General features: G+C 41.9%; 15 protein-coding genes. 13 read left to right on the forward strand and 2 right to left on the reverse strand.

From position 1 onward, the window contains the following. On the forward strand, positions 1–275 hold a 275-nt coding region (locus HPY74_17315), incomplete at its 5' end, for a hypothetical protein (protein NSW92396.1). A 37-nt stretch (positions 276–312) separates the two neighbouring features. Beyond that, positions 313–486, forward strand: a complete 174-nt coding sequence (locus HPY74_17320; protein ID NSW92397.1) for a hypothetical protein — start codon at positions 313–315, stop codon at positions 484–486. Positions 487–602: 116 nt separating this feature from the next. Here the strand turns inward: HPY74_17320 and HPY74_17325 are convergent, their stop codons facing one another. Continuing rightward, positions 603–782 carry a hypothetical protein gene (locus tag HPY74_17325; GenBank protein ID NSW92398.1) on the reverse strand — a complete coding sequence of 60 codons (180 nt, stop codon included), beginning with the start codon at positions 780–782 and terminating at the stop codon, positions 603–605. Between the two features lie 504 nt (positions 783–1,286). On the opposite strand from HPY74_17325, the gene HPY74_17330 reads away from it, so the two are divergent. The 10 genes from HPY74_17330 (at position 1,287) to HPY74_17375 (ending at position 7,795) form a co-directional block, all read left to right on the forward strand. Then, the gene (locus HPY74_17330) at positions 1,287–1,550 is read left to right on the forward strand and encodes a hypothetical protein (protein ID NSW92399.1); all 264 of its coding nucleotides are present in this window, start codon (positions 1,287–1,289) and stop codon (positions 1,548–1,550) included. A 391-nt stretch (positions 1,551–1,941) separates the two neighbouring features. Next, a complete protein-coding gene (locus HPY74_17335; protein NSW92400.1) occupies positions 1,942–2,310 on the forward strand; it encodes a hypothetical protein in 369 nt (122 codons plus the stop codon). Then, on the forward strand, positions 2,288–2,662 hold the full coding sequence (locus HPY74_17340) for a hypothetical protein (protein NSW92401.1): 375 nt from the start codon (positions 2,288–2,290) through the stop codon (positions 2,660–2,662). Before HPY74_17335 ends, HPY74_17340 begins: the two co-directional genes overlap by 23 nt. Positions 2,663–2,732: 70 nt before the next feature. Beyond that, on the forward strand, positions 2,733–3,335 hold the full coding sequence (locus tag HPY74_17345; protein NSW92402.1) for a replication-relaxation family protein: 603 nt from the start codon (positions 2,733–2,735) through the stop codon (positions 3,333–3,335). After that, positions 3,328–5,004 carry a DUF853 family protein gene (locus tag HPY74_17350; GenBank protein ID NSW92403.1) on the forward strand — a complete coding sequence of 559 codons (1,677 nt, stop codon included), beginning with the start codon at positions 3,328–3,330 and terminating at the stop codon, positions 5,002–5,004. The genes HPY74_17345 and HPY74_17350 overlap by 8 nt, the downstream gene beginning before the upstream one ends. A 495-nt stretch (positions 5,005–5,499) precedes the next feature. Next, positions 5,500–5,865, forward strand: coding sequence for a type II toxin-antitoxin system RelE/ParE family toxin (locus HPY74_17355; GenBank protein ID NSW92404.1), 366 nt, complete (start codon positions 5,500–5,502; stop codon positions 5,863–5,865). After that, positions 5,858–6,142 carry a helix-turn-helix transcriptional regulator gene (locus HPY74_17360; protein ID NSW92405.1) on the forward strand — a complete coding sequence of 95 codons (285 nt, stop codon included), beginning with the start codon at positions 5,858–5,860 and terminating at the stop codon, positions 6,140–6,142. Before HPY74_17355 ends, HPY74_17360 begins: the two co-directional genes overlap by 8 nt. 12 nt (positions 6,143–6,154) lie before the next feature. Next, positions 6,155–6,457, forward strand: a complete 303-nt coding sequence (locus tag HPY74_17365; protein ID NSW92406.1) for a hypothetical protein — start codon at positions 6,155–6,157, stop codon at positions 6,455–6,457. A 693-nt stretch (positions 6,458–7,150) separates the two neighbouring features. After that, the gene (locus HPY74_17370) at positions 7,151–7,249 is read left to right on the forward strand and encodes an SEC-C domain-containing protein (protein ID NSW92407.1); all 99 of its coding nucleotides are present in this window, start codon (positions 7,151–7,153) and stop codon (positions 7,247–7,249) included. A 3-nt stretch (positions 7,250–7,252) separates the two neighbouring features. Then, on the forward strand, positions 7,253–7,795 hold the full coding sequence (locus HPY74_17375; protein NSW92408.1) for a hypothetical protein: 543 nt from the start codon (positions 7,253–7,255) through the stop codon (positions 7,793–7,795). Positions 7,796–8,015: 220 nt separating this feature from the next. Here the strand turns inward: HPY74_17375 and HPY74_17380 are convergent, their stop codons facing one another. Next, entirely contained in the window at positions 8,016–9,455 is a 1,440-nt protein-coding gene (locus tag HPY74_17380) for a transposase (protein ID NSW92409.1), read from the reverse strand. A gap of 163 nt (positions 9,456–9,618) precedes the next feature. Between HPY74_17380 and HPY74_17385 the strand changes: the two genes are divergently transcribed. Then, complete coding sequence (locus HPY74_17385; protein ID NSW92410.1) at positions 9,619–10,137, forward strand: hypothetical protein; 519 nt, start codon at positions 9,619–9,621, stop codon at positions 10,135–10,137. The last annotated feature ends 524 nt before the right edge of the window (positions 10,138–10,661 follow it).

Here is a 10,661-nt window from a genome sequence, read left to right on the forward strand (position 1 = left end):
TACCGGCTCTGTATATTATGTCTTCGGATAAGGAGTTGCGGGATAAATGCTTGCGGTTTGTGGACGATGAAGGTATAGATTTTCCTTTAATGAAGAAGACGGCTGATTTTTCTAGCGGTTATAAGGTACTGGTGAACTTAGCTTTCCATTTGTATAATTCGGGTTGCGATGTTACCCCAATGGCTATGATCAGGACTTTGGATCCGGAAAATTTTGAGGTTGCCGTGCAGTCAATTTGTTTTCGGCGGTATAGCGTCAAATTGGCCGATCTGTAATTCTTTATTTTAGGATTTAGATCTGCAGCTGGAATTTTTGAAAATATTATTGATTTTAAGAGGGTGGATAGTCATAGATAATATTTTGAAATGTCCTGAATGTGATAGTGAGAATGTAGTGCTTTTAAAAGATTTTACCGACAGGATTGTTGCTGCGGATGATGAGTATATATGTTTAGACTGCTTATTTGATTTTAAGGTGCAGGTTTGACTGGATACGCCGGTTTTTTTGGGGCCTGTATCTTGCCGCCAGATCACGACGATAAAATCTGGTCATCTTTACTCTGCTTGCCGGTGGCCGGCAGGGTTCGATCCCGGGTTTTCCTTCTATTCCCAGGGCCGGGATAATAGCCGGGCAAGAGCAACCCTTTTGCCAATAAAACCGTTTGGCAAAAGCCGTAACCCCCCCATGAATGGGCGGGGTCCGCACCCCTTGCCCGCTGCCACTGCGCAGAAACCGCTTGTGGCCCCCCCGCCAAACTGTCCGGGTGTTACTCTTAATCTCATATAGAATGTGCCCTCCGGCAACAGAGAAGAAGACCGCTTCCTTGTTACCTGGGTCCTTATATCATACCGTGTTCCTATATTAAGCCTGTGAATAGGGTAGAACACCGTATGAAATTTTTATAGTATACTTACAGCCGATTTATATTCCAAATCCCCACCATGAAATTATATCCGGCGGCTTGGGGCCAGCGTCAAGGACCGCAAAAAAATTTTTGTGTGAAGCTGTACTTCCGGGTAAGCACAAAATTTTTTTCTGCTTTTTCCGGAGGAAAATCCTTGACACCGGCCTGCCGCCGGTTTGTTTGTGGTTGGGTGATTTGGAAAATTTGTTTTTTTAATCTTTCTGTGAAGGAGGTGGTTTTGATGAGAGGAGGGTAACGAGTTTAAGTGTGATTTGAAGTATGGCGGTAGGAAACGGATAGACGGAAATGGGAGTTAAAAGGAAAAAAACGGCTTTTTAGGCGGGATATTCTGTGGTAAAATAATTTTGAGGGAGTTGAGCATATGGAAGAGAAGATATTCAATCTGATTGAGACTATGTACAGCGAGATGAAACAAGGATTTACTAACTTAGAAAATAAAATCGAAGATAATAGAAAAGCCATAGTTGACTTGGAGAACAAGCTTGAAGGAAAAATTGACGCCCTATTTGACGGGTATATACAGAATACGGAAGTTATTAACAGGTTGGAGGCCAAATTTGATGCACTGGCTGAAAAAGTAGATAAACAGGAAGTAGAGATAAGGGTTATCAAAGGCACAAAGTAAGGTACATAGGGTATATATTCAAGAATTATGGACTTCCGGTTTTAGAGGCCGGGAGTTTTTAATTTTATATGACATTGGGACTGAAATGTTTGATACACTGGATTATTCGGAGGCGTTAGAGCATTTGGCTTATGATGATTATATTTTGGAAACCTTGAGACTAAGAACAGATTATTGATTATATATTGAGGAAGGGGCTAGTTATATGCGTAATGCTTTGATTGTTGTGTTTTTTGGTAATGCTGAAAAGAAATGATTATATGTTAAGTCAGTTAATAATACGTATTATTATATGTTGACACATACGCATATAAATGCGATAATATTGTTGCAACTGAAAGCAAGTATTTTTATACTTATAAGTAATATAATATTGAAAGGAGGATATTTGATGGGAGGACTGGCATTGCTAATTAAAAATAAACCAACCTTTACCAGCGAACAAATTGTTAATGCTTCTGATATACAACGCAGGTGGAAAAAGATAGTAGAGCCAAAACTGGAAGAATATCCGTATGTTCTTATGTTTTCAGGTTCTGAACCCAAGGCTACATTTTTGACTTTTGATAAATTTGAGGAACTTTGGGACAAAGCCAAGAAAGCCGAGGAGTTAAAATTAAAGGTGGAGCTGCTGTACCGTATGTTATCTAATAGTACCGGAGAAAAGCCAACTATATCATTAAGAGAAGTAATATCAAAAAGCGATATTACTGAAAAGGACTTGATGGAGGCGCCGGATGTCGAGATTGAAGCTGAATGATTTAATTCCGGATAATGTGGAATTTTACCCGGAAGCTGCGGAGGACTTTTTAAGCCTGGATAAAGGAAGGCAAATCAAAGTAATAAAAGCATTGCAGAAGATATCAAGGGCACCTTCGCAGTATGGTAAATTGCTGGAGAATCAGGGTAATAGGCCTCTAGCTGGTTTTCGCAGTATATATGTTGATAAAAAATCTATCAGAATAATTTGGAAAGTTACAGAAACCGGTTTTATTCAGATAGCTGTGGTTGCAGGTATTGCAGAACGTGATGGGATGTTGGCATATAAGCTGGTGTCAGAGCGTAAGGAAAGTTTTGACATGTTTCTGAAAAAAATAATAGATGAAATGTAAGGCGAAAACAACTCCAAGTGAAAACAGGGAGTTGTTTTTTTAGCGTATTATTCAGACAGGAGGTTGAGGTATGCAGATCACCGAGAGGGATATTGAAATTCTAAGATGGATAAACAGGATGAGGTTTGCAACTGCAAAACAGGTGGGCACGAGGTTTGGAATAGGCATTTGGTATACGTATAAGAGGCTCAGGAAGTTGGATGTGGAGGGGTATCTAATCCACGTAAGGCCGCTCAGGGATGCTCCCGGAGTGTGGCTGTGCACTGAGGCCGGGGCCAGGGTGTCGGGTACCGGGTTGTGGGCTCCGCCGAGGAAGATCAATATTGCTACGTTCAGGCATGACCTTGGGGTTGTCGACCTGAGCATTGAGCTTGAAAAAAGGGGCGTGTGGTTATCGGAAAGGGAGTTGAGACGGGGAGGGGATTACAGGAAAAAGGTGCCGGACGGTGTTCTGCTTGTGGAGGGGAAAAAGATAGCATGCGAGCTTGAACTGACCCGGAAGTCGGTAAGGTCCATGGACAGGAATTTGGCGATATACAAGCGGAATATAGAGTACGACGAAGTCTGGTATTTTGTTGACGGTGCAGCGGTAGGGAATGCCGTACGCAAGGCAACGCAAGGTATTGATTTTGTCAGGGTGATAAAGCTGGAGGAGGTGTTGAAGGATGCATAACCGATTGTGCGATGCCGACAGGATCATGCTTGCCGCTCTTGGGATAGGGGCTTTTTTAATTTTCTGGCCGGCGCTGCCGGTTGCGGCGCTTATGTATGCGCTTGCGGAAAGCTTTAAGGATAAAAAACGAATGGTGTATGGTATAAGCGCCGTCATAGGAATGGCCTTTGCGGTATTCCTAGCCTTTGGGTTCAAGGAATTTGCATTCGAGTACTACTCTCAGCAGGTACTGCTTTTTGAACGTCTGGCAGGGCATCGGAGCGGCGGGACTGTAAACTGGGCTGTGTTCGTTAAGGCAGGGGTACCCATAGGGGTTGTAACGAGCCTAATAATTGAAATGATAAAGGCATCCCGGCCGGAATGGATGAAAGATAGGCACGATAAACCGGGAAAAACAATCTCCGTGAAAAAGGCCGCGGAGATGATGGAAAAGCTGGTTCACCCCCAGGACGGTACGGCGCTGGGGATAAGCACGGACGGGAAGCCGGTGAGCGTTTCGGACGGGGAACTTAACGGTCACTGCCTTGTCTTGGGGGCTACCGGAGCCGGTAAAACCACGACGCTCATGAATTTTGTGGAGAGCGCGGCGTTAAGGGGCATACCCCTTATTGTGGTGGACGGTAAGGGAGAAATGGAGTTTATGGAACGGGTAAGGAATATAGCGAAGAGGTGCGGCAGGAGGTTTTACGGGTTCTCCATGGCCGCCGATTGCGACTCTCTGCATTACAATCCGCTGAAGAGGGGGAACTTTTCGGAACTGAAAGATAAGCTTATATCAATAACCGAGTGGACCGAACCGCATTATAAGCTGATGGCGGAGAGGTACCTTCAGTCATCCATACGGATGCTTCAGATGTCCGGGGTGAGAATTGACCTGAGCAATATTGCCGATATGCTGGATCCGGGGGATATCGTACTTACAGCAAGGAAGCTGGCCAGGGAGGGGATGATTGACGAGTACGAGCTTAAACGGTTTGCGGGTATGGTGGAAGAATCGAAGAGGGATATAAGCGGGTTGGTGAACAGGCTTGCCGTGTTTGCGGAGAGTGAGATCGGGTATCTTCTAAAGGATACGGATGAGGACGAAGATATAACAATTGACCTGGTATCCGCCATAGACAACGATGGAGTTGTCTTTTTCAGTCTGGACAGTCTCAGGTTCCCGGAATACTCGCGTCTGTTGGGAAGGCTTATTGTGATAGATCTGAAGACGACGGCAGCCAGGATGTTCGGGAGGGGAAAGAAGGTATTCAGTATCTTTGATGAATTCGGGGTATTTGCCGGGTCTCAGGTAACCGATTACATAAACAAATCAAGGGGAGCAGGGTTTCATGTCATATTAAGTACTCAGGAGCTTGCAGACCTAAGAACGGGTGGAGAAGAAGAGTTGATGGAACAGGTGCTGGGGAATACAAATATCAAGATAATTCACAGGCAGGATGTGCCGGCATCGGCCGAACTGCTGTCGTCGCTGATAGGTACCAGAGAAGACATGTCGATCACCAGGCAGATTGACCAAGCGGGAATGACAGGTATGGGCACCATCAGCGAGCAGAGGAGTTTTATCGTGCACCCGGATGAGATAAAGAGGCTGGGAGTGGGAGAGGTTTTCATGCTGAAAAAGTTTCCGGAGTTTGAAATAAGGAAGGTAATAGTTAAAATAATATAGAATATTTTAATTAATACGCATAATTAATACGTATTAATTAAAAATCTATACGTCATTTGAGCTTGTCCAATCTCCAGTGAAATTTCAGCAGCGTAGTTTTTCTTTGATTATCACAGATCAACCTACCTGTGATAATCCAGCGGGTTTTTTACTGTTTGAAGCATCTATCAGAAAGGGGATCTGCTACAGAGGGCTATTGTGAATCTAGCCCAGCCGTTAGGCTGTCTCAAGACGTAAACTCGTATGAGGCTAACAAAGGAGCTATGAGGACACAAATTGTCGGAGTTACCTTTGAAGCCTCGGGTTTTGTATCCGAGATAGTTTACTTACGGCATTGTTTAGCTGAAATACGGCGATAGTAGGAGAAAAATTAAAAATTTGTTTTACTACCCTTACAAAAATTCAACATACAGAAATTTAAACTTCTTGATTTTTGTTATCATATATGATAACATTAAAGTAAGACACGGCATATACTAAGATTGGAGATGTATCATGGAGTGGCAAGTGGAATACTATAAAAAGGAAAATGGCAGCATTCCCGTCCTTGATTATTTGCTTACCTTAGATGCAAAAATGCGGGCAAAAGCCTTTAGTGAAATTGAGCTTCTTGAAAAGCATGGTTCCCAATTAAGGGAACCCTATGTAAAGCCGATGAAGGGTACACGATATAAGGGAATTTTTGAACTTCGCGTTAAATTTGCGTCGGACATCAGCAGAATATTTTACTTCACCTACCACGAAAATACCTTTGTGCTGCTTCATGGTTTTACCAAAAAAACTGAAAAAACGCCGCAAAGAGAGCTTGAACGGGCATTACGTTATAAAGAAGATTATGAAAGAAGGTGTAAGGATGCGTAAAGCAGGAGTAAAATTTTCCGAAGTGAAAGAGCTTTTAATGAAGGATGAAGAATTCAAAACAGAGTACGAAAAGCTGAAACCGCGTTATGATGTGATTTCCCAAATCATTGAAGCAAGAACCAGCCAAAACATTACCCAGGAAGAATTGGCACTCCGGGTTGGAACTCAAAAATCCAATATCAGCCGCCTGGAAAGCGGAACGTACAATCCATCCCTTGACTTTCTGGCTAAAGTTGCCCGCTGTCTTGGGAAAGAGGTACAGGTTATATTAAAATAGAAGCGTAGGAAAGTGTTAACGACACTACCAGACAATAAAGGCACTGAAAAAATCAGTGTCTTTTTTATAGTTTTGGAGCGTAAGGTAATCGTATTCCGGATTATCCGTGCGAATGTCAATGAATATGTCAGTGGATTGGACAACGAAATAAAATTTCATGATTATAAGTTTAAAGAATTGGCTGATTACTGGAAAGAAAGATATATGAAGAATAGTGTTTCAGCTAAAATAAAATTGCATAAAGCTGACTCCGATGCCTGTCCAGGTTTTGACGGAAATAGTAGCCGGGTATTAAAAACGTGGGAAAAATGTTAGAATGACACTAATAACAGTACCATTCAGGAGGGAATCATGGAAAGATACAAAATTGCAGATGAAAAAATCATGACCGGCTATGATTATCTTGTAGACGACAAAAGCCAAAAAGCTTGTGATATCTGGCTTGAAGCGTGGGAAGACATTAAGTCAATCATGGCCGATACCGGTGTCCATAACATTGATGAACTACAGAAAAAATATCAGTGGTCAGAGTTTTTAACAAATTATGTGCAGGAGCTTGAGGCGGAACTACATAACGCTGGGCTTGAAAACAAGGAATACTTCCGCAAGAGAATAAAATACTGCGAGGAAATGCTTGCGGTATGCGGAAAAGAAGATGGCCTGATAGTTGAGAATACACGCAGGGCGATAGCGGATTCCCATTTCGAACTCGGCAATGAAGAAGAGTGCGACCGTCTGTATGGTATGTGGCTGGAGTCTGACCCTAACTGGGGCTGGGGATACATTGGTTGGTCAGACTGTTATCACTTCGGGAAAAACAAGACGGAGGCACACCTTAAAAAAGCAGAGGCAATCATAGCAAAGGCATTGGATCAAAAGGATCTTCGGGATCGGCTGGATGTCACTGAAAGAGCTGTGGAAATCTATCAAGCTGTCGGCAACGACCAGAAGGCAGCAGAGTTGAAAAAAGAGATTCCATCTCTGAAAAGAAGCACTTTTATCAAAAGCATGGCTACCGGCCCGATAAAGGTAGAGAAGACGGGAAGGAATGATCCTTGCCCTTGCGGCAGCGGAAAGAAGTACAAGAAATGCTGCGGGAAGTCGTGATGTATGATCAATATAAAAGAATATGAACTGGTCCCTCACAAAAAGGTTAAGAACAAATACCACGTAAAGAGCAAAGAGAAAAGCATATGTCCGGTATGTAGCAGTCCGGAGCTAAAAGTAGCCGGTACTAGAAGCCGTAAAGTAATAAAAAGCTGCGGAGAAAAGCTCATCCTCGTAATTCGCCGACTCCGGTGCAGCAATTGCAGACGAATACATCATGAGTTGCTTGATAATATTGTCCCATACAAAAGATATTCCAGCAAAAGCATCGAAGCAATTCTCGACAGTACGGAAGATACGGTCTCCTGCGAGGAAAGTACCATATACCGGATCCGGAAGTGGTTTGGCGATTTCTCAGGATACCTTGCAGGATGCCTTGATGCCATTGCCGCCCGCTGGAGTCCAAAGGTGATAACAGGTCAGTTATCCTTCATGCGCAGGATAAAGGCCCATGTAGGGTGCGAGGCAAGATGGCTGGCTAGAGCTGTCCGTCCCTTGGTAAATTTAAATCTTTGGGTACATACCCGTTCTGCATTCTTGTCCTGAAAGGCAGGGTATAAACTCATGTTAAAACCTCTTAGCGACTTGCAAAACGGACGACAGAAAATGGTATAAAAAGGTAATTTGGAATTAAATACAGCCAGTGAGAATGCCAATATACAAAAAAGAATCGAGAGAAGAGAGAAATGTACCTTGGAAAGCAAAAATGGACATGAGAAGAAGGCCTGACAGAAAGCAAGCCATGGGAAAATTATTGAGGAAAGAATTATGCAGCAAGTGTTTTGGCTGAACACCGGATTTTATCAAAAGAGTTCATGCGGTAGGCTAAAATTACAGTAATTAGCTGAGCAGCTCCGGCAAGGAATAAATCGGCTTTATTAGATTTCAGGTTTCTTTGTTTTAATGAGCCAAGCTGGAAAGGTAGTTTTAGACTGGAAATCACCTGTTCAATAATGTACCTGAATTTAGAATACTTTTCCCATTGTTTACTGTTACGTGGGATGGGAGTATGGATACGGTAATTATCCTTAGGGTAAGTATAGAAGATTCTGCCGCAAAGAGACTGGGTACATGGATTTTCACAGGAAGTTACGAGCTTGCCATTATGGCGGCATGCTTTAGGGCAAATAAACTTAATTCTGAAAGAGCGGTTTTTACCGCCTGAACAACCATCCCATTTCATAGGCAGGGAAGGGTCATTGGGACAGGTAGGAATACCGTCTTCGTTAATGCCGGGTTTAGGGAGACTGTTGTTGGAATTTCTGGGATTGAGGTCGATAATGGGAAGAATATTGTGTTCTTTAAATAGATATTTGTAGTTATGAGGATCATCGAAGCCGGAGTCAGCAGCAAGAGCCTTTATAGAAAAGCTCGGGTGATGCTTAAAGAAACTATCCATGCTTGGCTTTAAAAGCTTGCCGTCCCAGCGTACTTTGATAGCTTCAGGGGAATCCTCAGGGGAAGAATCAGAAGTATCAAAAGCAGCTTCAATGTTGTCACAGAAATCAAGATGCCTGATAATACCGAGAGCATTGGACATAACAACAGCCTTATGAGCATAGCAGAAATGTCCGTTAATGTATTGAAGTTTAATATTTTCATCAGCTTCGGCATGTTTGGGCATTTGACTGTAGGCAATTTTATATATGTCTTCCTTTGATTTATCCTTGTAGACGTACTGGAGCTTTTTAACAAGTGAATTAAAGAACTTAGGATTATTTTCCTTAACATAACATTCAATGCCAGTCGTGTCCATGATATATAGATGAGCCGGATTTATGCCAAACTCTTTTTCAAATAGCTGGCCTAATTCCTGGCAGACAGGCTCGGTTATATCAACAAGCTTGTGGAAGAACTCTTCTATATCATCGGCATAGTCCTGCTTGAATCTGGAGAAGAAGGAGGCGTCAGGTACATTTTTAAGCTTACAGAAATCTCTTAATTCTGAAGAAAAGTTGAGGAAAACGATTAAAAGTTCAACAGTAGGAATTGACAAAAGCTTTTGAAGGAGCAAACAGGAAACTATAGAAAAAAGAGAATTATTATGAGGACGGCCTGTTTGCTTGTAATAATGAGAAGACCATGAAAAGGGTATTAAATCACTGATAGAAATATATTCATCTAGCAGTTGCAATAACTGTGGTGGTCTCGAAACGAGTTTGTTGAAATCTGAATAGAAATCGCAAAAAGAAAGCTGTTTATTCATGTAGGATTCCTCCATTTCTGTTGAATATTGGTTTGTGATTATATATATTAATTCGACATTAGTGGAGTGAATCCTACATAATAACCATATAAAAATCCAGTTATTTTGAGGGTTTCAGGGTTTTGCAAAACCCTATGGTATAATTACAATAGGAGTGGTGGTTATGAAAAAGATAATCCTAATCATACTCGCTTTAATCGTATTCTTTGCAATGGCAACCGGGGCGGGCTATAATGACAAAACCATAAAAGTAGACGGCTTAAAGATACAAGGTCCTAAACAGTTCCGGGAAGATATAGTAGAAGGGCTTGATTTACTACGGGATAAAGCACCGGAGTATTATGATATGGTGGTTGAAAATGTTAAAAAGGTGTACTATAGTGAGGAAAATTTTAACGGTATAAACCAGAATAGAGTTTTTTCATTTACTAAGGTTGCTTATGAGATTAGGAAAGCTCAAGGAATGGATAAAGTATATTATATAGCATTGGATTTAGCACATGAAGGTTATCATGGGTGGCGAATGAAGGAAGTTAAAATGACGCTGAATGATGAAAAAGAAGAATGGCTTGCGGTTCAGACTGAAAAAGAAGTGGCAAAACTGATAGATGCGCCACAGGAAATAAAAGATTGGCTAGAAGAAAAATTTGATACAAGATACTGGGAGAAACAGGGTAACTAAACCCTGTTTTTTTATACCAACGAAGAGTTGATAAGGCTCTTTTTTTATTGAAAGAAAAAAGACGATAAATCTTTGTCCTAACTATTCTGTTCAGGAGAGTATAGTATAGCTTCTTTAGAGTCCTCTACCAGTGTAGAAATGAAAGAGGTTTTAATGATACGGATTTACAATTTCACTGTGTTCAATAGAAAATTCGAATTTAGCGGCACCACTGCAGACAAGCTGAAGTCGTGCCGGCGCCTGCCAGGCTTTAAAGCTGCTCGATTCAAGTAACTAATCTCCGGGCCGAATATCAAACTTTCTCCGCCTGACGGTGAAAGTTTGATTTTACTATGCCATCTGATGAGGAAGGAAATTATTAAAGGAGGGTTTCCGATGAGTGTTTAATGCATAAGGGTACTTTGCTTTTCTGGCTTAAAAAATTGAATAGGGTTTATGAGAAATACGGGAACGAAGTTGACCTTGAATATTTACCGGCTCTGTATATTATGTCTTCGGATAAGGAGTTGCGGGATAAATGCTTG

The organism is Bacillota bacterium, assembly GCA_013314855.1.
Classification (GTDB): Bacteria; Bacillota; Clostridia; order Acetivibrionales; family DUMC01; genus Ch48.

Bases quoted from the DNA above. Each gene is read 5' to 3' on its own strand.
- HPY74_17325 (NSW92398.1), bottom strand. From the start codon at position 782: ATGAGATTAAGAGTAACACCCGGACAGTTTGGCGGGGGGGCCACAAGC.
- HPY74_17330 (NSW92399.1), top strand. From the start codon at position 1,287: ATGGAAGAGAAGATATTCAATCTGATTGAGACTATGTACAGCGAGATG.
- HPY74_17335 (NSW92400.1), top strand. From the start codon at position 1,942: ATGGGAGGACTGGCATTGCTAATTAAAAATAAACCAACCTTTACCAGC.
- HPY74_17340 (NSW92401.1), top strand. From the start codon at position 2,288: ATGTCGAGATTGAAGCTGAATGATTTAATTCCGGATAATGTGGAATTT.
- HPY74_17345 (NSW92402.1), top strand. From the start codon at position 2,733: ATGCAGATCACCGAGAGGGATATTGAAATTCTAAGATGGATAAACAGG.
- HPY74_17350 (NSW92403.1), top strand. From the start codon at position 3,328: ATGCATAACCGATTGTGCGATGCCGACAGGATCATGCTTGCCGCTCTT.
- HPY74_17355 (NSW92404.1), top strand. From the start codon at position 5,500: ATGGAGTGGCAAGTGGAATACTATAAAAAGGAAAATGGCAGCATTCCC.
- HPY74_17360 (NSW92405.1), top strand. From the start codon at position 5,858: ATGCGTAAAGCAGGAGTAAAATTTTCCGAAGTGAAAGAGCTTTTAATG.
- HPY74_17370 (NSW92407.1), top strand. From the start codon at position 7,151: ATGGCTACCGGCCCGATAAAGGTAGAGAAGACGGGAAGGAATGATCCT.
- HPY74_17375 (NSW92408.1), top strand. From the start codon at position 7,253: ATGATCAATATAAAAGAATATGAACTGGTCCCTCACAAAAAGGTTAAG.
- HPY74_17380 (NSW92409.1), bottom strand. From the start codon at position 9,455: ATGAATAAACAGCTTTCTTTTTGCGATTTCTATTCAGATTTCAACAAA.
- HPY74_17385 (NSW92410.1), top strand. From the start codon at position 9,619: ATGAAAAAGATAATCCTAATCATACTCGCTTTAATCGTATTCTTTGCA.